General features: G+C 66.3%; 22 protein-coding genes. 6 read left to right on the top strand and 16 right to left on the bottom strand.

All coding sequences use genetic code 11. The features are described 5' to 3' along the window. Positions 1-349 precede the first annotated feature (349 nt). The gene (locus MRBLAR12_RS19105) at positions 350-1,006 is read right to left on the bottom strand and encodes a DUF6318 family protein (protein WP_364747652.1); all 657 of its coding nucleotides are present in this window, start codon (positions 1,004-1,006) and stop codon (positions 350-352) included. Positions 1,007-1,206: 200 nt separating this feature from the next. Here MRBLAR12_RS19105 and MRBLAR12_RS19100 point away from each other — a divergent pair, with 200 nt between their 5' ends. The 3 genes from MRBLAR12_RS19100 to MRBLAR12_RS19090 all read left to right on the top strand — a co-directional run bounded on the left by MRBLAR12_RS19100 (position 1,207) and on the right by MRBLAR12_RS19090 (position 2,611). After that, a complete protein-coding gene (locus tag MRBLAR12_RS19100; protein WP_364747651.1) occupies positions 1,207-1,641 on the top strand; it encodes a pyridoxamine 5'-phosphate oxidase family protein in 435 nt (144 codons plus the stop codon). 54 nt (positions 1,642-1,695) lie between these two features. Then, the gene (locus MRBLAR12_RS19095) at positions 1,696-2,151 is read left to right on the top strand and encodes a very short patch repair endonuclease (protein ID WP_364747649.1); all 456 of its coding nucleotides are present in this window, start codon (positions 1,696-1,698) and stop codon (positions 2,149-2,151) included. 133 nt (positions 2,152-2,284) lie between these two features. After that, a complete protein-coding gene (locus MRBLAR12_RS19090) occupies positions 2,285-2,611 on the top strand; it encodes a hypothetical protein (protein WP_364747647.1) in 327 nt (108 codons plus the stop codon). A 30-nt stretch (positions 2,612-2,641) separates the two neighbouring features. Here the strand turns inward: MRBLAR12_RS19090 and MRBLAR12_RS19085 are convergent, their stop codons facing one another. The 14 genes from MRBLAR12_RS19085 to MRBLAR12_RS19020 all read right to left on the bottom strand — a co-directional run bounded on the left by MRBLAR12_RS19085 (position 2,642) and on the right by MRBLAR12_RS19020 (position 20,711). Then, entirely contained in the window at positions 2,642-4,051 is a 1,410-nt protein-coding gene (locus MRBLAR12_RS19085) for an McrC family protein (protein WP_364747645.1), read from the bottom strand. Further along, the gene (locus MRBLAR12_RS19080; RefSeq protein ID WP_229994559.1) at positions 4,044-6,275 is read right to left on the bottom strand and encodes an McrB family protein; all 2,232 of its coding nucleotides are present in this window, start codon (positions 6,273-6,275) and stop codon (positions 4,044-4,046) included. Before MRBLAR12_RS19080 ends, MRBLAR12_RS19085 begins: the two co-directional genes overlap by 8 nt. Positions 6,276-6,328: 53 nt before the next feature. Then, the gene (locus MRBLAR12_RS19075; protein ID WP_364747643.1) at positions 6,329-6,652 is read right to left on the bottom strand and encodes a hypothetical protein; all 324 of its coding nucleotides are present in this window, start codon (positions 6,650-6,652) and stop codon (positions 6,329-6,331) included. A 72-nt stretch (positions 6,653-6,724) separates the two neighbouring features. Next, positions 6,725-7,156, bottom strand: coding sequence for an acyl-CoA thioesterase (locus tag MRBLAR12_RS19070; RefSeq protein WP_229994561.1), 432 nt, complete (start codon positions 7,154-7,156; stop codon positions 6,725-6,727). 98 nt (positions 7,157-7,254) lie between these two features. Then, complete coding sequence (locus MRBLAR12_RS19065; protein WP_364747641.1) at positions 7,255-9,342, bottom strand: ABC transporter ATP-binding protein; 2,088 nt, start codon at positions 9,340-9,342, stop codon at positions 7,255-7,257. After that, a complete protein-coding gene (locus MRBLAR12_RS19060; protein WP_229995652.1) occupies positions 9,339-11,072 on the bottom strand; it encodes an ABC transporter ATP-binding protein in 1,734 nt (577 codons plus the stop codon). The genes MRBLAR12_RS19065 and MRBLAR12_RS19060 overlap by 4 nt, the downstream gene beginning before the upstream one ends. Before the next feature lie 350 nt (positions 11,073-11,422). After that, the gene (locus MRBLAR12_RS19055; protein WP_414645540.1) at positions 11,423-13,648 is read right to left on the bottom strand and encodes an MDR family MFS transporter; all 2,226 of its coding nucleotides are present in this window, start codon (positions 13,646-13,648) and stop codon (positions 11,423-11,425) included. 4 nt (positions 13,649-13,652) lie between these two features. After that, positions 13,653-14,138 carry a MarR family winged helix-turn-helix transcriptional regulator gene (locus MRBLAR12_RS19050; RefSeq protein WP_229995651.1) on the bottom strand — a complete coding sequence of 162 codons (486 nt, stop codon included), beginning with the start codon at positions 14,136-14,138 and terminating at the stop codon, positions 13,653-13,655. 223 nt (positions 14,139-14,361) lie between these two features. Beyond that, a complete protein-coding gene (locus MRBLAR12_RS19045; protein ID WP_364747639.1) occupies positions 14,362-16,038 on the bottom strand; it encodes a thiamine pyrophosphate-binding protein in 1,677 nt (558 codons plus the stop codon). Next, a complete protein-coding gene (speB, locus tag MRBLAR12_RS19040) occupies positions 16,035-17,114 on the bottom strand; it encodes an agmatinase (protein ID WP_364747907.1) in 1,080 nt (359 codons plus the stop codon). Before speB ends, MRBLAR12_RS19045 begins: the two co-directional genes overlap by 4 nt. A gap of 124 nt (positions 17,115-17,238) precedes the next feature. Next, entirely contained in the window at positions 17,239-17,580 is a 342-nt protein-coding gene (locus MRBLAR12_RS19035) for a P-II family nitrogen regulator (protein ID WP_229995649.1), read from the bottom strand. Beyond that, on the bottom strand, positions 17,577-19,007 hold the full coding sequence (locus MRBLAR12_RS19030; protein ID WP_364747637.1) for an ammonium transporter: 1,431 nt from the start codon (positions 19,005-19,007) through the stop codon (positions 17,577-17,579). The genes MRBLAR12_RS19035 and MRBLAR12_RS19030 overlap by 4 nt, the downstream gene beginning before the upstream one ends. Positions 19,008-19,251: 244 nt before the next feature. Beyond that, positions 19,252-20,016 carry a hypothetical protein gene (locus tag MRBLAR12_RS19025; RefSeq protein ID WP_229995647.1) on the bottom strand — a complete coding sequence of 255 codons (765 nt, stop codon included), beginning with the start codon at positions 20,014-20,016 and terminating at the stop codon, positions 19,252-19,254. A gap of 119 nt (positions 20,017-20,135) precedes the next feature. Continuing rightward, positions 20,136-20,711, bottom strand: coding sequence for a helix-turn-helix domain-containing protein (locus MRBLAR12_RS19020; protein WP_018775913.1), 576 nt, complete (start codon positions 20,709-20,711; stop codon positions 20,136-20,138). A 284-nt stretch (positions 20,712-20,995) separates the two neighbouring features. Between MRBLAR12_RS19020 and MRBLAR12_RS19015 the strand changes: the two genes are divergently transcribed. Further along, entirely contained in the window at positions 20,996-22,519 is a 1,524-nt protein-coding gene (locus MRBLAR12_RS19015) for a sodium:solute symporter (RefSeq protein ID WP_364747635.1), read from the top strand. A gap of 92 nt (positions 22,520-22,611) precedes the next feature. Here MRBLAR12_RS19015 and MRBLAR12_RS19010 read toward each other — a convergent pair whose 3' ends face one another. After that, complete coding sequence (locus MRBLAR12_RS19010; protein WP_364747633.1) at positions 22,612-22,848, bottom strand: hypothetical protein; 237 nt, start codon at positions 22,846-22,848, stop codon at positions 22,612-22,614. 261 nt (positions 22,849-23,109) lie between these two features. Here MRBLAR12_RS19010 and MRBLAR12_RS19005 point away from each other — a divergent pair, with 261 nt between their 5' ends. Both MRBLAR12_RS19005 and MRBLAR12_RS19000 read left to right on the top strand, forming a co-directional pair. Further along, positions 23,110-24,369 carry a VIT1/CCC1 transporter family protein gene (locus MRBLAR12_RS19005; RefSeq protein ID WP_364747632.1) on the top strand — a complete coding sequence of 420 codons (1,260 nt, stop codon included), beginning with the start codon at positions 23,110-23,112 and terminating at the stop codon, positions 24,367-24,369. Further along, on the top strand, positions 24,369-25,301 hold the full coding sequence (locus MRBLAR12_RS19000) for a matrixin family metalloprotease (protein ID WP_364747630.1): 933 nt from the start codon (positions 24,369-24,371) through the stop codon (positions 25,299-25,301). The genes MRBLAR12_RS19005 and MRBLAR12_RS19000 overlap by 1 nt, the downstream gene beginning before the upstream one ends. Positions 25,302-25,378: the final 77 nt, after the last annotated feature.

The raw sequence follows: 25,378 nt of genomic DNA, 5'->3' as shown, positions 1-25,378 counted from the left end.
TTCGGTCCCGCAACTACCAGCTTCCACCACCATCGAACTGGGCGGCCGTTTTCGCCAGCGTTACACTCTGCGGTCGCGGCGAGACACGGGAGATCAAAGTTGTTGTTGTTATTTATCAGACACAGGTAGTCAAACCTGTATTGAAATGGGCTTTCAGGAACAGACCCGGGCGCATCCACCCAAACTCCGAACCTCGAGTCATACCGCCACACGCCCACTCCCGTCTCGTTCCAAAAAACGTCGGATGCCCCGGCGTTGGCCGAAGGGCCAAAAGCTAACGAAAATGAAGTGACAGCGGCGAATATAGTCCCGACACCCCACCACCTTCGTCCTGAGCGCGGGAGGCGATTCATGCACCGATCCGGTCAATATCCATCGCCATCCAACGACCGTCAGAAAAGCGGAGAATCATGATATCTGCGAGCACTTGTGAGGCGGGCACGGATTTCTCGACACTTGAGTCAGCTCGATACAGGGTTCCAGCCGATTGCTCCAATTGTGTGGTCACTTGGTAGCCACCCTGGGATGTCTTGACGAAGTTGGTGTAGGCCCCCTTCGCTCGGACCAGCCCTCCCGCGATCCATCGTCCTTCCGAGTTCCACTCCACAATTCCCGGACGCACCTTGGCGCATAATCTGCACGATGAGTCGGTGACCTGATCCATCAGTCGGAATTCCCCGGTCTGATACGCGTAATTCAGCAGTGTGTACCAATGTTTTGCAAAGGCAATGGCCCCTTCCTTCGTCTCCGCCTTAGCAGCTTCCGGCAGCTCGGGAACCGGGACGTTCTGCGCTCTGCCGGTCGCGTCGGCCGGTTTGTAGCTGGCGGTGGGCGTCGGAGCTGCACTCGGAGTGGACGATGCTGACGGACTTTGCGAATCAGCAGGTGGAGACCCGGGAGGTGGCGTTCCGCCCCCGTTGCAAGCTGTGACCGACGTCAGCGAGATCGACACCAAAGCGACCGCACAGGCTCGCCAGGGACCGGAAAGCGAAGTGCGAGATGTCATGGTCAGCTACTCCCCCGATAGAAAATCAAGACGCGCGAGTCCAAACAATGCTTAAGAGTAACCGACGTCACATTTTAGACGTCAAAGTTATCCACAGCAGCGCCCAGTCTCGGAGGAGGCCCGATAGAGACCGGCAGTCTGCCCGTCTTGAGTCCTTTAGCCCCTAGCCATCTCCCCATCGAGGCCAGAACAATAGGCCCATGATGTTTGAACACGCAGACGGCGATCCCATCCTCAAGCTGGACGACGAGCAATCCTGGAAGCTGATTGACAGTACAAAACACGGCAGGCTCGTGGTCACCGTGGCCGGAGAGCCCGACATCTTCCCGGTGAACTACGTGACCAGCGGCCGGAAATTGTTCCTACGCACCGCCCCGGGCAACAAGCTCGCCGAGCTCACCATCAACTCCAAAGTGCTATTCGAAACCGATGGAATCCTGTCCGAGGAAGCGTGGTCAGTGGTCCTGCGCGGCACTGCGCGGGTGCTCGATCAGTCGGCGGATATAGCCGACGCCGAGGCCCTCGGACTCAAACCGTGGGTTCCGACGCTGAAGGACTTCTACGTGGAAATTACGCCGACCTCGGTCAGCGGACGGCACTTCCAGTTCGGCGAGCACCCGGAGCGAGAGATCTAACGCCCGACGGCGCCCGGCGGCTGCCAACACTTGGCACCGGCCTAGACTTAAACAATGGCGGACAGGCTGACCCCGGAGCGGCGCAGCTGGAACATGTCCCGGATCCGGGGCAAGAACACCAAACCGGAAATGCTGGTCCGCAGGCTGCTGCACGCGAAGGGATACCGCTATCGCCTGCACGGCACCGCGGGTGGCGGCAAACTCCCGGGCAACCCCGATCTTGTCTTCGCCGGCCGCCACAAGGTCATCTTCGTCAACGGCTGCTTCTGGCATTTCCACGACTGCCGGGTGGGACAGCACGCACCCCAAGCAAATGCCGAGTTCTGGGAAACCAAGCGCACGCGAACCCGGAACCGCGACGCCGACCAGCGGATTCAGCTCGAACGCGACGGCTGGGACGTGCTCACGGTGTGGGAGTGCGAGCTGAAGGATCGATCGGCGTTGGAGCTCCGGCTGGACGCATTCCTTCGGGGCCTGCCAACGGACGAACCCACTGAGGACGCCCGATGACCAGCAGAAATCCTGCGTGTCGCACTGCCCGCTTCCGATGCAGTCTGAACTGGCTCAGCTAATATTCGACTCCGGGGGCCTTAGGCATTATTCGGTCAGTACCACTGCGTACTACAAACACGGGAGAGCGCACATGCCGCACTTGCTGATGTCCAACGATGAGCCCGACACGGCTGCTACGCCAGCCGATTCCAGTCCCACGGTTCTTCAGTTCCCCCGCTTCGGCCACAGCAGAAACCGGGCTGTCCGGGTCAGCCAGTTCCGCGGAGCGGACCCTGATTTGGAGCCGCTGCGCCGGCAGGCAACCTCGATCATTGACGAGGTCCTCGCGGACACCAACCCAGAAGATGCGCCCGTGCGGGAGAAACTTCGGTGGCATGTCGCGAACAACCCGGGCCAGCCAGAAAAGGCGCTCCTGGATCATCTGCGAACAGTGGCCGACCAGCAAGCATCGGCCTAGCTGGCTGACCGGCCTAGCTGGCTGAACGATTTAGCTGGCTGACCTGTCGATACTGGCCTGCCGGAGCACTTCGCCCCAGGACTGCTGGGCAAGATCTGCCACGGAGGCCAGGATTTCCGACGGCGGCAGGGACAGATCCAGCGGGAACTCGACAATGTCGATGTCGGTATTGAGAATCCGGCGCAGCTTGATTTCCCCTGCACCCGGGTAAATAATCCACGCCGTCGGCACCCGCAAGGATGTGCAGTAGGCGAGCATCCGGTAGTGGTCGCCCGAGAGGGACGCGCCGGTGTCAGCGGCGGCCTTGTACTTGGCGTCGTACACCATCACGGGCCGGCCGCCGAGGAAGTGGACGGCGTCCGGCTGGACCACAATCCGGTCCGAGTCGCGGACGGCCTCATTCAGCAGTGCGTTGTAGCGCAACCGCATTTCCCCTGGGTAGGCGGCCATGGCTTCGCGCAGCGCCGTCCCCACGAAGTCCTCGAACACCTTTGCCATGTCCACTACGAACGACGCCGACTGTTGCTTGCCGTCGCCGGCCTCCGCCGAGGCGTTCCGCAGGATCAGTTCGGCGAGCCGGAGGGCCGCGTGGTAGCGGGTGTTCATCCGGCTGGGCCGCCACGGCGGCAGCGGCGCGCCGGACTGCAGGCGCGTCACGGCGTCGAGCTTTCCCTTCAGCTGGCGCAACCGGCTAAGGACTTCGGGCCGAACGCGCGGCACTTGGGACATCCGTTCGAGCGCGGCGCGCAGAATCCGGTTCTCTGCGATGTCCTCGGTGAACTCGTCGTAGGAGACTTCCAGTGGGACCAGCATCCCCGGCCGGCGGGAAATCTGGTCCGACATCCGGATCCGGCCCTTAACGGTCCGGAGGGATTCTTCCACCATGAGGTACCCCTGCAGCACGCCGCGGCTCAGTGCACGGTCCGCAAGCTGCGCCAGGGATTCGGCCAGGGCGCTCCAAAGGTCGGTATGCTCCACCGCGGCGACCGAATCGTCCCGGAACCCCTGGTCCCCCGCGTAGCCGAGGAGGAACAGCAGCCGGTTCAGCCCGAGCCGTCCCTTCGGCCGCACCTCCAGCTGCACGGTGGGGGTCCGCACCGAGCCCACGCTGCCCACGGGTTCGATCCGGTACAGTCCCATGCCCATCGGCGAGGCTTTCGCCAGGCCGCTGGCGTTGACGTAGGCCGCAGTATCCGGATCAAGCCGCTCCACGACGCCTGCGGAGAGTTCGTCGAGGACAATGTGCCGGCAGGGCTCCGCCGCGCCGCCGCGTCCGGACAAACCCCGTCCGGACAAACCGCGCCCGGACAAACCAGATCCGGATAGGCCACGCCCGGCCGAACCGCGGTCCGATGCATTGCGGTCCAGCGCGGCCCGGTCGGCGCCACGGTCCGACGATCTGCGCTCGAGCGCTACGGTATCCCCGGCCAGCCTAGGCATTCGCCAGGCGGCCCATGAGTTGTTCCAGCCCGAACCGTTCCTCGAGCTGGGCACGGTTGAGCTGGCCGTGATAGTGCTCCTCCAGCAGCGGCATGAGCTCGTACTTCCAGATTCTGCGGAGGCCCTTGGGCGTCTGCGCAGACTTCTTCATGAAGTAAGAGGGCCCGATCATGAGGTCGCGGTCCCATTCGTCGATCGCGTTGTTCAACGCGTCAAGCAGCAGGGCCGGCGTCGTGTCCAGGTCGCGGGCCTGGAGGAAACGTAGCAGGGAGCCCTTCACGGGTTCCGTCTTCGGGTGCAGCTCGATGAAGGAGAACCGCCGCCGGATGGCCGCGTCCATCATCGCGATGGAGCGGTCGGCCGTGTTCATGGTGCCGATGATGTAGAGGTTGTCCGGCAGGGTGAACGGTTCGTTGGGGCTGTACTGGAGGTAGATGCGGTCATCGCGGTATTCGAGCAGGAAGTACAGCTCGCCGAACACCTTGGCCAGGTTCGCCCGGTTCATCTCGTCGATGATCAGGAAGTACGGTTTGCTCTCGTTGCCGGGCTTGGCAGCTTCCTCGGCGAGCCGGCGCAGCGGACCTGCCACGAGCTTGAAGGACACCTGGCCCTCGTCCGTCTTGTCCGGCCGGAAGCCCTCGAAGAAGTCCTCATAGGCGTACGACGGGTGGAACTGGACCAGCTTGACCCGCTCGTCCGTGGTGTCGCCGGCGAGCTCGGCGGCGAGGTGCTTGGCAAGGTACGTCTTGCCCGTTCCCGGCGGACCGTAGAGCACCAGCTGCCGGTTCTCCTCGAGGAGTTCGGCGATTTCCTGCAGCGGGTCCAGGTCCATGTGCAAGGACGCGGCGAACTCCGGTGTCAGCGGCCGGAAACCGTCATAGGCAGGTTCGACGGCGGCATCCGGCTCGGCGCCGTCGCCGTCCTCGGCTTCCGCTTCTGCCGGCAGGAGCGTCTCGAGCGCCTGGATCACGCGGGTGATGTCCACGATGTTGCCGGATGTGGTCAGCTGGCGCTGCACGTGGCGGGGCAGCCCGGTGACGTCGTGTTCCTCATCGAACCAGCGGACCTTGCGGCGGAGCTGGCGGTTGTCCTTGCCATGCTCCGGTTCGCCCAGGACCACGCCGATCCGGACCTTGCCCGAACTCTGGAAGAGCGCGAGGTCTCCCGGCTTCATCACGGTCAGGAAGGCGAAGACGGCGGTCTTGGTGTCCTCACGCTCCACGTAGCCGAGGTGCTTGTAGTCCTCGTCCACTGCGTTCTGGACCAGCCCGGCGGTAACGCCGGGGTCCAGCAGGCGGAGGTGTTCGACGTCGAGCGTCACCGCTTCCTCGTCCCGCCACTCCCCCAGCCGCTCGGCGTTGTCGTGGTGGGTGCGCAAAAGCCAGGCGCGGCGGCCGGGGTCGCCGACCTTCCGCCACTGGCTCACCAGCTGGCGGGAGTACCAGTCGATCCGCTGCCCGGCCTGCTGGTCCAGGTGCAGGCGGATCCTGTGGATGTCGGCGGAAATGTCCTCGTCGCTGTCCCCCTTGGCCCCGCCCACCAGGGAAGCGAAGGCGTCTCGGATCTCCTGCCGTTCAACATCGGCCACAACGGGTTCGAAGTAGCTCGGCCAGACCAGGAACTCAATGCTGCGGCGGATGGCCGGCTGGTCATCCGGGGTGCCGGCGACCAGCCGGTGGAAGGCCAGCGGATCCTTCACCGCAGCCTGGACGACGTGGGCCGGCCGCTGTGCGACGTGCTGCACGAAGCGGCAGAGCCATTTCAGGTGGTCCCAGATGGTCCAGTTGAATTCCGCGGTGCGGTCCCGGATCACGCCGTGGTCCGTCATTCCCGCGTAGAGCTCGTCCGGGAGTTCCAGCGCAGGCTCCAGCCAGGACGCCGCCTCGGCGACGCGCGCCCGCTTGACCTTCAGCGACTTGACCTCGTGGGCCAGCGGCAGCGACTGGAGGAAGAGCAGCTCCACGGCCAGTTGCTTCGCCCCGCGGGTGGCACCTTCCAGGTTCTGACGCAGGTTGGTCATCATCGGCGCTTTGGGGTCGGGAACGCCACGTTCGAGGCGTTCCAGCAACTCCGCGGCAGCCTGGACCGACCAGGTTTTGGTGCGGCCGTCCAGGGCGGACGCCTTGCCCAGCAACCCCGGGCCCAGCACAAACCACGCCGCGTCTTCTATCTCCTTGGAGATACCGAGGGCACGGTGCAGGGCAGGCTTCTTGGCTGGGGTCATACGTTCAATTTACAGGCTTAAACTGAACGCGCGCATTTAACGCCGCCCCAAAGCTACCGTCCGGTAAATCTCGCGCGGGCAGCCTGCGGGGCCGATTTCGTGGTAGGGCGGCGCTTCACACCGACGGTGAAATACGTGGCCGGGCCGATGAAGTTCACGAAGGTGGCAACCCGCCACAGCGCCTTGCTGCCCCGGATCTCCCCGGCCGGCCGCCGCGAGAGATCCCGCTGGGCAGCGATGAGCAGCGTCAGCTGAACGGTGGCCGTGACAATGGTTCCGAACCGTGCCATCGGCGAGAGTTCGCTCCACTTCTTCTTGCGTGTGTGCTTCGTGTGCATGTTCCCGTGCACGTTCTTGCCCATGTTCACAGCGACCACTGCTCCTTAAGCGTCGGGAATGAAGCGTCGGGATTGTTCATTCTAGGAGCCCCACCGGCACCGGGGTAGAGGCTATGGGACCGGGTGGGCGCGGGTGTACGGGGCCAGCCTCTCCTTCTGTTCCGGCGTCAGCCGCAGCACCCGGCCGGTTGCCTCATTGACGAAGGCCAGATGGCTCGTGGCCCGGACACAGTCCTCCCGCGTGACGGGATCCTGGACCAGATAGTGGATGTCGAAGCTGGCGCCCTTGACCGCCCCGATCCACAGCTGGACGACGGCGGGCACGTTGCGGTATTCCAGCGTCTTGACGTACCTGATCTTGTGCTCGACCACGAGCGCCAGCGTCCCTTCCGGGATTTCGTTGAAGAGCGACACCAGGGGTTCGGTTCCCGGTAGCCCTGGACCCTGGGGCGGGCCGAACGCCGCGATCCGCGCTTCCTCCAGGATCCGGACAATCTGGACGTTGTTGATGTGCCCATAGGCATCCATGTCGCTCCAGCGCATCGGCACCTCCACCTCGAGGCGCCGAGGCTCCATGCCTGCACTCTCCCCGGGGGTGCCCGCCCCCGCTGTGCCCTCCCCAGCGGCGGGCCCGGCGGCGCTCAGCTGTGCACCGCCGTCGCGTCCTCCGCGGAATCCAACAAGGCGTCGTCCGCGTCCTCGCCGGCGAACTGGGACATGTACAGCCGGTAGTACGCGCCCTGCATGGCCAGCAGCTGGGCGTGCCGGCCCTGTTCGACGATCTGCCCGTCCTCCATGACCAGGATGGTGTCCGCGTCCCGGATGGTGGAGAGCCGGTGGGCGATGACGAAGCTGGTGCGCTCGGTGCGCAACGCGGCCATGGCCTTCTGGACCAGGGCTTCGGTGCGGGTGTCCACGGAACTCGTGGCCTCGTCCAGGATCAGCAGCGACGGGTTCGCCACGAAGGCCCGGGCAATGGTGATCAGCTGCTTTTCGCCGGCGCTGACGTTGTTGCCTTCTTCGTCAATGACCGTGTTGTAGCCGTCCGGCAGCGCGCGGACGAAGCGGTCCACGAACGTGGCCTTGGCCGCCGCCATGATCTGGTCCTCGGTGGCGTCCAGCTTGCCGTAGCGGATGTTCTCGTAGATGGTTCCGCCGAACAGCCAGGCGTCCTGCAGCACCATGCCCACCTTGGCGCGCAGCTCCGAACGGCTCAGCCGGGTGATGTCCACGCCGTCCAGGGTGATGCTGCCGGCGTTCAGTTCGTAGAAGCGCATCACGAGGTTGACCAGGGTGGTCTTGCCCGCCCCGGTCGGTCCCACGATCGCCACTGTGTGCCCGGGCTCGGCCGTGAAGGACAGGTCCTCGATCAGCGGCCTGTCCGGCGTGTAGCTGAAGGTGACGTGCTGGAACTCGACGTGTCCATCGGTCTTGGCCGGGAGGTGCTCGGTGGCGGTCTCGGCGTCCTGTTCGTCGGCGTCGAGGAATTCGAAGACCCGCTCGGCGGAGGCGACGCCGGACTGCAGCATGTTGGCCATGCCGGCCATCTGGCCCAGCGGCTGGGTGAACTCGCGCGAGTACTGGATGAACGCCGTGGCGTCGCCCAGGCTCATGGCGCCCGAGGCCACGCGCAGCCCGCCGACGACGGCGATCCCGACGTAGCTGAGGTAGGAGACAAACTGCATGACCGGCATGATCATGCCGGAGACGAACTGGGCACCGAAGCTGGCCTTGTAGAGTTCCTCGTTGCGCTCGTCGAAGCGGGCCAGCATGTCGGCGTCGCGGCCGAACACGCGGACGAGGTCGTGGCCGGAGAAGGATTCCTCGATCTGGCCGTTGAGCTCGCCGGTGTTCTTCCACTGGGCGGCGAAGAGCTTCTGGCTGCGGGCGCCGATGATGCCGGCGGCCACGCCGGAGAGCGGCAGGGCGACGAGTGCGATCAGGGCCAGCTGCCAGGACACGATGAACATCATGATCACGATCCCGATGACGGTGAGGGCCGAGTTCACGAGCTGCGCGAAGGCCTGCTGGAGCGCCTGCTGGATGTTGTCGACGTCGTTCGTAACGCGGGAGAGGATATCGCCGCGCTGGCGGGTGTCGAAGTAGTTCAGCGGGAGCTTGTTCAGTTTCTTCTCGGTGTCATCGCGCAGGGTGCGGACCACGCGCATGACAAGCACGTTGAGGACATACCCCTGGAGCCACAGGAAGATGTTGGCGACGAAGTACATCACCAGCACCACGCTGATGAGGAACGCGAGCTTCTGGAAATCGATGCCCGCGCCCGGCACTACGTCCATCTTGGCCAGCATGTCGGCGAAGTTGTCCTGGCCCTGGGCGCGCAGTCCTTCGATGAACTGCTCCTTGGTGGCACCGGCCGGGAGCTGCTTGCCTACTACTCCGGCGAAGATCACGTCCATCGCCTGGCCCAGGATCCTCGGGGCAATGACGTTGAGGACGACGGCGACCGTCACCATGGCGAGCACAGCGATGATGCCGGCGCGCTCGGGCTTCAGCAGCCCCATGAGCCGCTTGGCCGAGGGCCAGAAGTGCTGGGCTTTCTTGGCCGGCACGGCGCCGAACATGCCGCCGTCGGCTTCGCCGGGCGTGTACTCCTCCTCGATGAAGTCGTCGTCCGTCACATCAACGGCGGCTGTTGTGGCCGCGGTGGTGTCGGTTGCGGTCGTGTCGGCCGCGGCCGAAGTGGTGGAGACTTTCTCGTTGGTGCTCATGCCACTGCCTCCGCGCTCAGCTGGGATTCGACGATTTCCTGGTAGGTGCTGGAGCTTTCCAACAGTTCCTCATGTGTTCCACGGTCCACGATCCTGCCGTTGTCCAGCACGAGGATCTGGTCCGCATCGGCGATGGTGGACACGCGCTGGCCGACGATGATCACCGTGGCGTCGGCTGTCTTGGCCTTGAGCGCCCGGCGGAGCCTGGCATCGGTGGCGACGTCAAGGGCCGAGAACGAGTCGTCGAAGAGGAAGACCTTGGGCTCAGTGACGAGGGCGCGGGCTATGCACAGCCGCTGCCGCTGGCCGCCGGAGACGTTGGTGCCGCCCTGGGCGATCCGTGAAGCGAGGCCGCCCTTCTTTTCGCGCACGAAGTCCGCGGCCTGGGCGACGGCCAGGGCCTCCCACAGGTCCGTGTCCGTGGCCTCGGGCTTGCCGAAGCGCAGGTTATGCTCAATGGTTCCGGAGAACAGGTACGGCCGTTGCGGCACCATGGCCACGCGCTGCGTGATCTCGGCCCGGTCCAACTGGGTGACGGGGACGCCGTCGAGCAGGACCTCGCCCGATTCGGCGTCGTAGAGCCGCGGCAGCAGGGCCAGCAGGCTCGACTTGCCGGCCCCGGTGGAGCCGATGATCGCCACCGTCTGTCCGGGCTCTGCCGTGAAGCTGATGTTGCTCAGCACGGGCGCCTCGGCACCCGGGTAGGCGAAGGTCACGTTGCGGAATTCAACGCGACCGGCCCTCGCGGCCGGCGCCACCGGGGTGAGCGCTTCGTGGATGGTCGGTTCGACGTCGAGCACTTCACCGATCCGGTCGGCGCAGACCGAAGCGCGGGGAATCATCATGGCCATGAAGGTGCCCATCATGACGGCCATGAGGATCTGCAAGAGGTACTGGAGGAAGGCCGTCAGCGAGCCGACCTGCATTTCGCCGGCATCGACGCGCTGGCCACCGAACCACAGCACGGCGGCGGTGGAGATGTGCAGGATCATGCCGATGGCGGGGAACATCAGCACGAACAGCGAACCGATCTTCAGTGAGACGTCGGTGAGGTCCTTGTTGGCCGCGCCGAAGCGCTCGGCCTCGTGGGGTTCGCGCACGAAGGCCCGGACCACGCGGATGCCGATGATCTGCTCACGGAGGACACCGTTGAGCCGGTCGATCTTCTCCTGCATGGAACGGAAGAGCGGCATGAGCCGGACCACAAGGTAGCCCACCACAACTACGAGCAGGGGCACAGAAACCCAGACGAGCCAGGACAGGTTGAGGTCCTCGCGCAGGGCCATGAAGATTCCGCCGATGCACATGATGGGCGTGGCCACCATGAAGTTCAGCGCCATGAGCATGAGCATCTGGACCTGCTGCACATCGTTGGTGCCACGCGTGATCAGGGTGGGCGCGCCGAAGACGTTGACGTCCCGGGCCGAGAAGCTGCTGACCTTGCGGAAGACGCCGCGGCGCAGGTCACGGCCGAACGCCATCGCGGCCTTCGAACCGAAGTAGACGCCGGCGATCGCGGTGGCCACCTGGATCAGGGAGACGCCAAGCATGACGCCGCCGGTGCGCCAGATGTAGTCCGTGTCGCCGCGGGAAACGCCCTCGTCGATGATCTGGGCATTGAGGCTGGGGAGGTACAGCGCCGCGATGGTCGAAGCCAGTTGAAAGATGACCACAGCCGCGATGTATGGCAGATACGGCTTGGAATAGCGCCGCATGAGGGTGACGAGCATGCCCACGAGTCCTTTGGGAAGGCCGGACGATACGAAGACCGGATAATGAAGTGAGTTGAAAAGCTGATTGAAGACTATCCGTTGGGGCCGACAGCCTTAGCCACCCAACCCTACGAAATCCCCCGCCCGCGTGGAACACGGAACGCTGAATATCATCCAAACGGAGTACTTTCAGGCCTGCCTGCAGCCGGCCGTGGCCTTGCCGCGCTAACGGAGGCCGGGCAGAGACCCCGCGGCCGCCTTTGGGGCGGCCGCGGGGTCTCTGGGATCCGATCCGGCAGACGGACCTTGGGAGGCGGGCCCCTGGGATCCGGCACCGGCGGTGCGCAGTCCGGCGGTGCGGGCCGGCGCTACTCTGTGCGGTGCCGGCCGTGGGTAGCGATGTAGTCGGCAGCCGCGCGCTGCATCTTGCGCTGTTTGGCAAGCTGCCGGCGCAGGACCGTGAGCTCTTCGGCAACCCGGGCCTGTTCCGCGGCGACCGCTCGCTGCTCTGCGGCGTGCTCGTGCACTGCGCGCAGCGCTTCCGCCAGTTGCAGTTGCTGCTCCGCCAGCAGCTGCTGGGTCCGCAGCATCACGGGTACGACGTCGGCGGCCTCGGGCCGGTCGTCGGCCACCAAGGTACGGGCCCGCTGGCGGACACGCTCCCTCTCGGCTGACCGCTCCGCACCGAAGTCCGCCGCTCCGGACCCCGCCGGACCGAATTCCGCCGGGCCGGAATCGCGGCCGGAGCCACCGCCGGTCCTGTATCCAAGGTCGGCTTCCCGGCGGGCGGCATCAGGGAAGCGGGATTCGGCGCGCTCCCGGCTGAGCACCTCGATGAATTCCCGGTCCAGGTCCACGATGCCGGTGCCGTTGCCGGAGGAGGCTGTCTTGACGGCGTCGTTCGGGTTGTTCCCCCAAGCAGTTGCGGCGGTGGCGCCACCGGCGGCGGCCGCAGCAGCGCCGGTGGCGGCGTCCCCTGCGTGCTCTGCGGACTCCGGACGGATATCGACGGTGCGCCGCAGCGGGCGTTCCTTGATGAACAAGATGGCGACCAGCGCCACGAGGCCGATGATTGCAGAGATCAGGAAGACCTCGGCGATCGCGTCACCGTAGGCGGCCCGCATGATGTCGCGGATCGGTGCCGGCATGTCCTTGAGGTCCATGCTTGCACCCGTCGATCCGGCCGGAACCTGGATTCCGGCGGAGGCGAGTCCCTCCACGGCGAGCTCCTTGACCCGGTTGCCCAGCACGGCGCCGAGGACCGAGACGCCGATTGCTCCGCCGACGGACCGGAAGAAGGCGACCGAGGCGCTGGCCGTGCCGATGTCCTTGGCCTGGACCGTGTTCTGGACGGCGAGGACGAGGTTCTGCATCAGCAGGCCCAGACCCACGCCGAGGATGGCCGTATAGATTCCGGTCAGAAACAGGTCAGTGGTGTGATCCATGCTGCCGGCCAGGCCGAGGCCGCCGATCAGCAGGATGGCGCCGGCCACCAGGTAGCGCTTCCACTTGCCGGTGCGGCTGATGAGCATGCCCGAGGCGACCGAACCGATCAGGTTGCCCGCGATCATGGGCAATGTAAGGAGACCGGCTTCGGTGGGGGTGGCACCGCGTGCCACCTGGAAGTACTGGCCAAGGAACGTCGAGGAACCGAACATGCCCACGCCGACGGCCACCGAGGCGAGGATCGCGAGGGCGGTGGTCCGCTCCGAGATGATCTTGAGCGGGATGATGGGCTGGGCCACCCGGGATTCCACCAGCACCAGCAGGCCCAGGAGCAGGACGCCGCCGCCCACCATGGCCACGGACTGCCACGACCACCAGTCGTAGTAGTCAGGGTTGCCGGCGAAGGAAACCCAGATGAGCAGCAGGCTGACGCCGGAGGTCAACAGGATGGAGCCGAGCCAGTCGATCTTGGCGGGGCGCTTGACGTGCTGGATCTTCAGGGTGATCTGCAGCAGGATCAGCGCAACCACCGCGAGCGGGACGCAGACGAAGAACGTCCAGCGCCAGCCCAGCGGGCTGTCGACGATGAAGCCGCCGAGCAGCGGGCCGCCGGCCGTGCCCACGGCCATGACGCCGCCCATGTAGCCGGAGTACTTTCCGCGGTCGCGCGGCGGGATCATGGAGCCGATGATGGCCTGGGCCAGGGCGGTGAGGCCGCCCATGGCGATGCCCTGGATGACACGGGCGGTCAGCAGCAGCGGGATGGTCTCGGACAGGCCGGCCATGACGGAGCCGGCCACGAAGATCACGATGCTCAGCTGGACGAGGACCTTCTTGTTGAAGAGGTCCGCCAGCTTGCCCCAGATCGGAGTGGTGGCCGCGTTGGCCAGGAGCGCGGCCGTGATCACCCAGGCGAAGTCCGTCTGGGTGCCCTTGAGCTCGGACATGATGGTGGGCAGCGCGTTGGCAACGATCGTGCTGCTCAGGATGGCGGTGAAGAACGCCGCCAGCAGTCCGGTGAGCGCTTCCATGATCTGGCGGTGGGTCATCGCGGCAGGTTCTGCGGCGGGCTGGGATGCGCGGGGCGCCCTCTGCGGAAGGTCCGACGGGGCCGGGGACGGTCCCGTGGCGGCGGTGTGGCTAGCCATATATCTACTCCTCAACAATTTCGGTCGTATTCGTGGGTCCGGCCGTCGTTGCCCGGGCTGAGGTCCTCAGGGACTCAGCAAGTTTTTCGAGGGTGCGCGCCGTCAGTTCGACGTCGTCCTGGCTCCAGTCCTGCAGCAAGCCCTGGAGGGTGGCCGTCCGCTGGTCCTCGATGATGCGCAGTTTCTCCGCGCCGGTGGCGGACAGGGCGATCAGTTGCGCGCGGCCGTCTTCGGGGTCCGGGCGGCGGACCACATAACCGTGCTCTTCGAGATCGGCGATGTGCCGGCTGAGGACAGGTGCGCTGACGCCGAGCCGCTCCGCAAGATGCGTGGCCCGGGATTCGCCCTCCCCCACAAAGCGAAGAACGCCCTGAAGCGCCACTCCGGTGTCCTGGCCGCGCAGGCTGGCGGCGGCAACGCAGCGGACCGCGCGCTGGAGGTCGAAGATCTGGTAGACGAGTTTGGCTGCAGCGTTGGATTCGACTGACATGTTGGACACCCCTCTTTTGTTTGCCCCAGGCAACTATATACTAAATTGGTTACTTCGGGAAACTAACTCTCTCGTGGGAGGTGCCGCACGACCCCGAAAGGGCACTTAAAGTCAAAAACGGACCGGCCGGGCCTGCCCCTCAAGGTGAGGGGCAGACCCGGCCGGTCCGCTGTTGCAGTGCGGTGCTGTGCTGTGTTGTTTAGGGCGGTGTCGCCCGGGCCGACTACGTGGCCAGGTGCGTGGGGCCGAACATCTTGAGCAGGGTTTCGACGACGACGACGTTGGGGCCGTCCGCGGCGAAGCCGGCCTTCAGGGCGTCCCCGACATCCTCGGGGGCCACCCGCACGGCCGGCACACCGAAGGCTTCGGCCAGCTTGACGAAGTCGGGCCGGGCGAGCTCGGTGGCCGTGGCCTTGCCGAACGCGCCCACCATGTATTCGCGCAGGATGCCGTAGCCGCCGTCGTCCACGATCAGCCAGGTGACCGGGACGTTGTGCTGCTTGGCAGTGGCGAGTTCGGAGATGGAGTACATGGCCGAGCCGTCGCCGGAGACGGCCAGCACTCTGGCGTGTCCGGCAGATGCGCCGCCGGGCGTGCCGGTGGTTTCGAGCCCGACGGCGCCGCCGATCGCCGCGGGGAAGCCGAAGCCCAGCCCGCCGGCGCCCTGCGCGGAGTGGAACTGGCCCTCACGGGCATCCCAGCAGCTCCAGCCCCAGTAGGCGGAGATGGTCATGTCCCAGAACGTCTGCATGCCCGCGGGAACGGCCTCGCGGATATCGGCCATGAACTTCAGTTCCTTGCCGAGGTCCTGGGACTCGAGCCGGGCCGTGACCTTCGCCAGGGTGTCCTTGACGAGCGTCTCGGGAGCTGTGCCGTGCCAGTCGGCGCGTTCGCCGTGCGGTTCGATCAGGGCGGCGTCGAGGGCGGCGAGGGCCTGGCCGGCGTCGGCACGGATACCCAGCCCGGGGCGGTTGGACTCCAGGACCCGGGGTTCGGCGTCGATCTGGATGATCCGGCCGCGCGGTTCAAAGGTGAAGTAGTTGGACGTGACCTCGCCCAGGGAGGAGCCGATGACGATCAGCACGTCGGCGTCCTCGAGCACCTCCGTCATGTACTGGTCCTCGATCCAGGACTGCAGCGAGAGCTCATGGTTCCAGGGGAACGCGCCGTTGCCGCCCGGAGTGCAGATCACCGGCGCGCGCAGCTTCTCAGCAATCGAAAGCAGCGACTTCTCGGCGCGGCCACGGCGGGTGCCGCCGCCGGCGATGATGGCGGGACGTTCCGCCGTCGAGAGCCATTTCACGGCTTCGCGGACCAGCTCCACCCGGGGCGGGTTGTCAGCCGCTTCGGCGAGGGCGTCCTCCACCGGAGGCACCATGATGGGGTCCAGCAGAACGTTCTGCGGGATTTCCAGCCAGACCGGGCCCTGCGGCGAGGAGATCGCCTCGGTCCAGGCATCCTGGATGGCGGAGGGAATGCCGGAGGCGTGCTGGATCAGGCGCTGGGACTTGGTGACGTTCGCGGCCGAGGCCTTCTGGTCATCGAGCTGGTGCAACATGCCTTTGCGGCGCGCGCCGAGGCCCTCGAGCGGGATCTGGCTCGCCACAACCACCATGGGCACGCCCGTGGCGTAGGCCTCCTGCAGCCCGGCCAGGGACGTCAGCGCGCCCGGGCCGGTGGACAGGAACAGCACGCCGACCTCGCCGGTGGCGCGGGAGTACCCGTCCGCGGCGAACGCCGAGTTGTTCTCGACCCGGGAGGAGACGAAGTGCAGGTTTCCGCGGCCCATCGCGTCGAACAGCCCCAGGGCGTGCTGGCCCGGGATACCGAAGACCGTCTTGGCGCCGAGCGCCTCAAGGGTCTCGACGACGAGGTCTCCGCCGTTGCGCACGCCGGTCATCGTGAAGCCACCGGCGAAGCCACAGGGGTGCCGAAGCCGGCGGGGCGGCGGGATTCCTGGCCGAGGGCCTGGGCCGAGTAGCCGTTCGGGGCGCCGAAGCGGTCCCCTTCGACGGCGCGGTCCGCCATCAGGGTCACGAGTTCGTAGGCGACATGGCTTGCCGCCACGCCGGTGATCTCGGCGTGGTCGTACGCCGGGGCAACCTCGACGACGTCGGCCCCGACGAGGTTCATGCCCCGGAAACCGCGGATGATTTCCAGCAGTTCGCGGCTGGTGATGCCGCCGGCTTCCGGCGTGCCGGTGCCCGGCGCGTGCGCGGGGTCAAGGACGTCGATGTCCACCGAAATGTAGAGAGGGCGGTTCCCGATCCGGTCCCGGACCTTGGCCACCGTCTCCAGGACACCCTGGTAGTAGACGTCGGCGGAGGTGACGATGCCGAAGCCGAAGCGGTGGTCGTCGTCGAGGTCCTTCTTGCCGTAGAGCGGACCGCGGGTGCCGATGTGGCTGATGGCCTCGGTGTCCAGGATGCCTTCCTCGACGGCGCGGCGGAAGGGTGTGCCGTGGGTGTACTCGGCGCCGAAGTAGGTGTCCCAGGTGTCCAGGTGCGCATCGAAGTGCAGCATGGCAATGGGCCCGCCGGCGCGCTCGGCGGCGGCGCGCAATAGCGGCAGGGCGATGGTGTGGTCGCCGCCGAGGGTCAGCAGCTTGCTGCCGGACGCCGTCAGGTCCAGGGCGTTCTGCTGGATGGTTTCGATGGCGTCGTTGATGTTGAACGGGTTGACGGCCATGTCGCCGGCGTCGGCAACCTGGATGTTCTCGAAGGGGCTGACGTCCCACGCCGGGTTGTACGGCCGCAGCAGGCGGCTGGCCTCACGGATGTGGTTGGCCCCGAACCGGGCGCCGGGGCGGTAGGAGACGCCGGAGTCGAACGGCACGCCGACCACCGTGACATCTGCCTTGGCCACCTGGTCCAGGCGCGGCAGGCGGGCATATGTGGCGGCCCCGGCGTAGCGTGGGACGCGGGATGAATCGATGGGGCCAAGGTTGCCATTGGCCTCGATGCGCAGCTCTTCCAAAAGAAGCCTCTCCTTCGAGGATTGACCGACGGTTGTGACAACCATCATACACTCGAAGTTTCGCATTGCGCATCATTTGTTTACCAAAGGCCTCATAGTGGCAGGCCTCCCACGATGGCCAGCCTCACGCGATAGCCGAGGCGCCCCGCTCCCCCGTCCGGACGCGGACGGCGTCGCGCACATCCATAATCCAGATCTTGCCGTCGCCGAAACGGCCGGTGCGGCCGCCCTCTTCGATGGCGGCCATGACGGCGCCGAGGGCGTCCTCGTTGACCAGGACTTCCAGCCGCACTTTGGGCAGCAGGTCCGAGCTGTACTCGGCACCCCGGTACACCTCGGTGTGGCCCCGCTGCCGGCCATAACCGCTGGCCTGACTCACGGTCAGGCCGTTGACTCCGGACCGTTCCAGGGCCGCGCTGACGGCGTCGACCCGCTCAGGCCGCACAATGGCCGTGACGAGCTTCATGACGACACCCTGCCGCGGGCGGCCTCACCTTCGGCGAGGGCGGCCCCACCCTCGGCCTCGGCGTGGGCATCGGCCTGGGCGTGGGCAGCATCAGCCCTGGCATGCGGGTCACCGGGGTGGAAGCTGCCGCCAACCATGAGGAGTTCGTACGCCGTTTCGGCGTGTTCCGTCACGTCGATGCCGGAGAGCTCGTCGGCCTCGGAAACGCGCATGCCGATGCTCTTGTGGATCGCGAAGCCAATCAGCGTGGTCATGGCGGCGCTCCATGCCGTGACAATGAGAGCGGTGAGGATCTGAGGCCAGAACTGCGCCAGGCCGCCGCCGTAGAAGAGGCCGCCGCCGGTCTTGGCGGACGGAAGTGCGAAGAATCCGAGAGCCAGGGTCCCCCAGAGGCCGCCAACGAAGTGCACAGCCACGACGTCCAGGGAGTCGTCGAGCCCGATCTTGAACTTCAGCCCGACGGCGAGCGCGCAGACGGCTCCGGCGATCGCGCCGATCAGGATGGCCCCGACAGGGTCGATGAACCCACAGGCCGGGGTGACTGCCACGAGTCCCGCGACGGCACCCGAGGCGGCTCCGAGCGAGGTGGCGTGCCCGTCGCGCAGCCGCTCCACGAGCAGCCAGCCCAGCAGGGCGGCGCTGGTGGCAAGCAGGGTGTTGGTCCAGGCCAGGGCGGCCGTGGCGTCGGCGGCGAGTTCCGAGCCGGCGTTGAAGCCGAACCAGCCGAACCAGAGCAGCCCTGCGCCGAGCATGACGAACGGCAGGTTGTGCGGGCGGATGTTGGGGTCTTTCATGAAACCGAGCCGCTTGCCCAGAACCACTGCCAGCATGAGTCCGGCTATGCCGGCGTTCATGTGGACCACTGTGCCGCCGGCGAAGTCGAGGGCCGAGATCTTGCTGCCAATGAGGCCGGTGGGCCCAAACAGGCCGCCGCCCCAGACCCAGTGCGCGATCGGCGCGTAGACGAGTGTGACCCAGAGGGCGGCAAAGAGCAGCCAGGGTCCAAACCTGACGCGCTCGGCCACCGCCCCGCTGATCAGCGCAACGGTGATGATGGCGAACGTGGCCTGGAAGCCGACGAAGATCATGTCCGGCAGGCCCGCCGCCTTGGTGCCGATGCTGGTGGTCAGCCCGCTCAGGCCGAAATTAGTGAAGGGATCCCCGACGAATCCGCCCAAGGCATCCGGGCCGAACGCCAGTCCGTAGCCCCACAGGGCCCAGACGACGCCCACCACGCCCATGGCGCCGAAGCTCATCATCATGATGTTGAGGACGGACTTCATCCTGACGAGCCCGCCGTAGAAGAACGCAAGCCCGGGGGTCATCAGGAGGACGAGGGCGGATGCCGTGAGCATCCACGCGGTCGATCCGGGGTCAAGGACCTGCGGATCTGCTGCCATTGCTACTGCAAGCACAGAGAACTTCATAGCGGGAGCCTTCCTCGAGTGCCGGCGCTCCGAGGGCGCCGATTCGGCGAGACCATGTGACATTCGGGACGGTTGTACGTCCCCCCGCAGATGACGCTACCCACGGCGTGTTTCTGGAAGGCTTTCCGATTCTTGCCGGCACGTTACGCGACGGCCCCCGGGCATTAATTTGCCGTTTCCGGCAGATTGCCGGAATGTGACGCAAGTCTCACCCAGGCCAAGCTCGCCGCCCAGGAACGGGGGGTCAGCTGTACTTGAGGCTGAGCAGCAGGCGCTTGAGCTGGCTGTACTGCTCCGTGGTCATCCAGACTTTGGCGGCGTCGACGGAGGCGAACGCAGGGCTGCCGAAGAGCACTTTGGCCTCGGCCCCGCCGTTGGCAAAGCTGACGTAGGCGGAGCCAGAGTCAGAGACCGGCGGCGTAAAGTCGCGCTGCTTGCGCACGCTCATGTGGAAGTCGGACTGATCGGCGAAGGAATCAAACGCGAAGCCGAAGGCCAGCTGTTCACCGTCCATATCTTTCAGCCCCGGCACCGGAGCGGCGTCCAGCACGGTGCGGGCAACCGGGCCCGAAGCGTTGCTGGCGCTGGTGCTGCTGACGATGGAAGCCAGTTCGTTGCCCGTGGCGTCGGCGATGACCGCTTGCACGCCCTGCAACTTGCCGGCGTTCTTGGCTGAGCCCACTGTCCGGATGGACCAGTCACTCGGATACGAAAAGGACAGATGCCCGTCCGGGAAAGTAAAGGTTTTCCCGCCGGCCACCGCGCTGGCCGTCGGCGTGGCCGGGACGGGAGTGCCGGAGGTGGGTCCGGGCGTGGCTGCAGCGGTGGAGGACGCGGCTGATGCCGCCGGGCCGGATTCCTGTTGCGCCGGGGCGGTCGTTGCGGCGCTGGCAGGGCCGGTTCCGGTCTCGCCGGCACGCTGGCCGGCCGCGGCGCACGAGCTGAGGCCAAGGGCGGCCGCGAGCACGGCGGCCAGCGACAGGGACAGAAAGATGTTCTTGCGGTTCATGGAATCCCCCAGTTGAAACTGACGCGAGCGGCATCCGCTCGTTCTGTACATTTCCGGATTGCGCGGAGTGGTTACATTGGCGTGGTTACGTTTGCGGTGGTTGCATTGCGGCCCCGCCCTCAGCGGCTGGCGGCAGGCACCAGCACCCACAGCACCTCGACGGCGTCGTCCGTGGGATTGACCCAGGTGTGTGGTTCCCGGCCGGGGAACGTCACGGTGTCCCCGGTGCTGAGCTCGAATTCCTCGTTGGTCAGGATCAGCCGGATGCTGCCCTTGACCACATGCAGGACGTCGACATCGCAGTCCACGGCGTAGAGTTCGGACTCGCCGCGCCCGCGCGGCTCGATCACCGCCTGGATGATCTGGACGCGGCGCTCGGAGCGCGCGGTCAGCAGCCGCTCGACGATCCCCTCGCCGCCGAGGGAGATCCGGGGGCCTTCGTTCTGCTTCGTGAGGTGCGTTTCGGGGGCGGCAAAGAGGTCGCCGATCGAGATGGACAGGACCTGGCACAGCGTCACCAGGGAGGCTACCGAGGGCGAGGTGAGGTCCCGCTCGACCCGGCTGAGGAATCCCTTGGTGAGCCCGGTGGCATCTGCGACCTGTTCAATGGTGAGCCGCTGGGACTGCCTGGCGGCGCGGATCCGTGAACCGATGGCAACGGGAACATTGCTCGGTTCAACTGGTAGAGCCTTCATCTAGGAACCTTTCACGGCCGGCCGCTTGGCCCCATCATTGGAGCAATCCTAGCGGGAGCAGGCCTTCGTGACGCGGATGCGGCGGCGGCACGTACTGCGCCTTGACTGTTACCGGGGTCACAACATACTCTTTTGGGCAACATGTGTTGCCTATTAGGCAATACCGGAGGTTCCGACGGACATCCTCCTCCAACCACTTCACGCAGCAGCAGCCTTGCCGAACACACTGTTGAGGCCCGGCAATGCCCGCATCCCGCTGCCAACCAGCTCCAAGGAGCCCCATAATGGACGCAAGTTTCGTCAACATCGCAATCGTGGTGGTGTACCTGGCCGCCATGCTGGCGTTCGGATGGTGGGGCAAGTCCCGCACCAAGAACAATAGCGACTTCCTCGTCGCCGGTCGGCGCCTCGGCCCGTTCCTCTACACCGGCACCATGGCCGCCGTCGTCCTGGGCGGCGCCTCCACCGTCGGCGGTGTGGGCCTTGGCTACAAGTTCGGCATCTCCGGCATGTGGCTCGTGGTCGCAATCGGCGCCGGCGTGCTGCTGCTGAGCCTGCTCTTCGCCCCCACCATCCAGAAGCTCAAGATCTACACGGTTTCGCAGATGCTGACCCTGCGTTATGGCAGCAAGTCCACGCAGACTTCCGGCATCGTCATGCTCGCCTACACGCTGATGCTGTGCGCCACCTCCACCAGCGCGTACGCCACCATCTTCGTGGTGCTCTTCGGCTGGGACCGCGCCCTCGCCATCGCCGTCGGTGGCTCAATCGTGCTGATTTACTCGACCATCGGCGGCATGTGGTCCATCACCCTGGCGGACCAGGTCCAGTTCGTCATCAAGACGGTCGGTATCTTCGTCCTGATGCTGCCCTTCACGCTCAACGCCGCCGGCGGACTCGACGGCATCCGTGCCCGTGTCGACGCCAGTTTCTTCCAGATTGACGGCATCGGCGTCCAGACGATCATCACCTATTTCGTCGTCTACACCCTGGGCCTGCTGATCGGCCAGGACATCTGGCAGCGCGTCTTCACCGCCAAGACCCCGACAGTTGCCCGCTGGGGCGGCGCCACGGCCGGCGTCTACTGCATTCTCTACGGTGCGGCCGGCGCCCTGATCGGCCTCGGCGCCCGCGTCGCGCTGCCGGACATCGACGTCGCCAACCTCGGCAAGGACGTTGTCTACGCCGAGGTCGCCACGCAGATCCTGCCGATCGGCATCGGCGGCCTGGTGCTCGCCGCGGCCGTCGCCGCCATGATGTCCACTGCCTCCGGCGCACTGATCGCTGCCGCCACGGTGGCCCGCGCCGATGTGCTGCCGTTCGTCGCCAGCTGGTTCGGCAAGAACATCAACACCGACGACACGGACAACCCGGAGCACGACGTCAAAGCCAACCGCATGTGGGTCCTGGGGCTCGGCATCGTGGCGATCCTCATCGCCGTAATCACCAAGGATGTAGTCGCGGCGCTTACCATCGCCTACGACATCTTGGTCGGCGGCCTCCTTGTGGCCATTCTCGGCGGCCTGGTCTGGAAGCGCGGCACCGGTCACGCAGCAGCGGCTTCCATGGCCGTGGGTTCAGTCATTACCCTCGGCACCATGATCGTCCTGGAGATCAACGCCGAGGTACCGCTGGACGGCATCTACGCCAACGAGCCGATCTACTTCGGCCTGGCGGCTTCGGCGATCGTCTACATCGCCGTGTCACTGCTGACCAAGCCGACGGATCCCGCGGTCATGAAGAACTGGAAGCGGCGGGTTGCCGGCGAGGCATCCGAGGACGAATCGATTACCGTTCCGGCGCACTAGGTTCCGCTGGTTTACTTTCCGCGGGTTAATGACGGCGGTGCCTCCCCTCGCAGGGGGAGGCACCGCCGTCGGACTTTAAGGCCTTTGGCGAATCATTCATACTCCTCCGGCTCAAGGAATTCTTCCCCTTCCAGGGGCACCACCGGCTTCTCGTCGCCCAGGAAGTCCTCCGCGTCCAGGGGAACGAGCCGATCGGCCTCTTCGAGAAGCTCCTCGTCCTCGGTCTCCGCGGCATCGCTGACGGGCGCGTCCTCGGCGTAGTCGTAGGCGGGATCGGACTCGAGTGACTCCCGGGCCGGCTGGATGGGATGTGATGCGGTGCTATCCATGGTGCAACCTCCGTGCGGCTTCGGTGGCGGCAGAGGCCCGGGGACCCCGCCCTGGGTTTCATTCGAACACCGCGGACACGGACGGTCAAGGGCCCACAATTGCTGCCGGAAAGCAGCCGCGGACGGCTCCGCCGCGGCAGGGCAGTTACGGCCTCCCTAAACTTTCCGCTGAGGATGGCCAGCCGGAAAAGCGCGGAATTACGGGGTACTCTGGAGTCGCAATGGGGCCGGACCACGCCCGACCAAACCCAGGAGTTTTTCGTGTCTCAGCACACCGAATCGGACTGCAACGATTCCTCGCAGCAACACCCGACACCAGCCTCTTCGGACCGCACGGATCCGCGTCCCGCCCCGCCACACGCCGCCACTGCCCCCGCCGCAACTCCCAGCACAGCACCAAGCTCGGCTCCCAATTCAGAACCGAGTTCAGAACCGAGTTCAGAACCGAGCGCCGCGGACGTCAAGCGCTGGCGCCAGTATCTCGCCGATGAGCGTGCCGAGGCGGCCGTCTACCGGGACCTCGCGCAGAACCGCTCCGGCGAGGAGCGCGCCATCCTGCTGGCGCTGGCCGAGGCCGAGGGGCGCCATGAGGCACACTGGCTCCAACTGCTGGGCGAGCACGCCGGCAAGGACCGGCATGCCTCACTGCGGAGCCGCCTCCTGGGCTTCCTGGCCCGGCACTTCGGCTCGGTCTTCGTCCTGGCCCTGGCCCAGCGGGCGGAGAGCCGCTCCCCGTACGCCACTGAATCGTTCGCCACGCCGGCCATGGTCGCCGACGAGCAGATCCATGAAGAAGTGGTCCGCGGACTGGCCACCCGGGGCCGCAACCGGCTGGCGGGAACGTTCCGGGCCGCCGTCTTCGGGGCCAACGACGGGCTGGTCAGCAACCTGTCCCTCGTCATGGGCATGGCTGCCTCCGGCGTGGGAAGCCAGGTGGTGCTGCTCAGCGGCGTCGCCGGGCTGCTGGCCGGTGCACTGTCCATGGGGGCCGGCGAGTTCATCTCCGTGCGGTCCCAGCGGGAGCTTCTCGCCGCGACCCGTCCCACCCAGATCACGTTGGCGGCGGCGCCGCTGCTGGACATCGAGCACAACGAACTCCTGCTCGTCTACCTGGCCCGCGGCATGTCCCGGGAGGCCGCAGAGCACCGCGTCGCGGAGCGGATGGGCCTGCTGGACTGCGACTGCGATCCGAGCCTGTCCCTGCGGCCGGAACTGCCCGAAAGCGGGGACCAGCACGAGGCAGTCGGCACCGCGTGGGGCGCGGCGGCGTCGAGCTTCTGCTTCTTCGCCTCCGGTGCGATCGTGCCCATCATTCCCTTCCTGCTCGGCATGACAGGACTCGCCGCACTGGTGGTTTCCGCGGGCCTCGTCGGCTTGGCACTGCTGCTCACTGGTGGTGTCGTGGGCCTGCTCTCGGGCACCTCGCCCGCCACCCGCGGCCTGCGGCAACTGGCCATCGGCATGGGCGCCGCCGGCGTGACGTACTTGCTGGGCATGGCCTTTGGCGCTGTGGTTGGCTAGTGGACGATCCTGTTTTTCGGGACCGCGGGCCACGGCACAGCCGGGGCACCACGGCGCTGCGGGTTGTCAGAAACCTTGCCGCCGCCGCAGTAATCGCCGGCGGGGCCTTCCTCACGGCCGGACTCGTCTACGGCGACCCCCGGTTCACGGGCCTCTTCGAGGTCAACCGCGGAGCGCACAACGCAGGCCGTGACCTGCCGGTGGCGCCGCGGTCCGGCCAGGAGTCCGGCCAGCCCGCCGTGCCGGCCGGAGGGGACCGGACGGACACTCCCCCGCCCGGGCTCGAGGAGCAGGACCAGCCCCTCGGCACGCCCCGGAAACCGGAGGCGGCCAGCACCTCCTATAAGTTCCTCGCGACGAACGACGACGGCGCCCCGGTGGGTTACTCGCCGTGCCGGCCGCTGCACTACGTCATCAACGCCGCCCTGGCCCCGCAGGGCGCCGAGCGGCTCGTGGAAGACTCCATCCGGACGATCTCGGAGGCTACCGGGATCACGTTCATCAATGACGGCCCCACGTTTGAGTCGCCCTCGCCAACCCGCGCGCCCTACCAGAAGGATCTCTACGGGGACCGGTGGGCGCCGCTGCTGATCGCCTGGACCACGCCGGAGCAGGCCCCGCAGCTCAAAGGTCCGGTGATCGGCACCGGCGGCAGCACCCACTTCAGTTTCGGCGACGGTCCCAAAAGCTTCGTCACCGGCAGCCTGGAACTGGATGCCCCGCAAATCGCGGAAGACCTGGACCGGTCCGAGGGTGCGGCCTATGCCACGGCCGTGATCCTGCACGAACTCGGCCATGTGATGGGCCTGGAGCATGTCGATGACCCGGCCCAGCTGATGTACCCGGAGATCGGAGCCCCGGACGGGCTAGCCGACGGCGACCTGAACGGGCTCTACGAGCTCGGCCACGCCCAGTGCCGCAAGGACCTCTGACACCCGTTGCGCTATCACTTTTGGTGGCCATTCCGGGGTTTTAAGGCCTGGAAGTGATAGCGCAACGGGGTGGGGGG

The organism is Arthrobacter sp. LAR12-1-1.1, from assembly GCF_040676555.1.
Taxonomy (GTDB): domain Bacteria; phylum Actinomycetota; class Actinomycetes; order Actinomycetales; family Micrococcaceae; genus Arthrobacter.
Note: the sequence above shows the minus strand (reverse complement) of the source record. Positions and strands in the feature narration are given on the sequence as shown.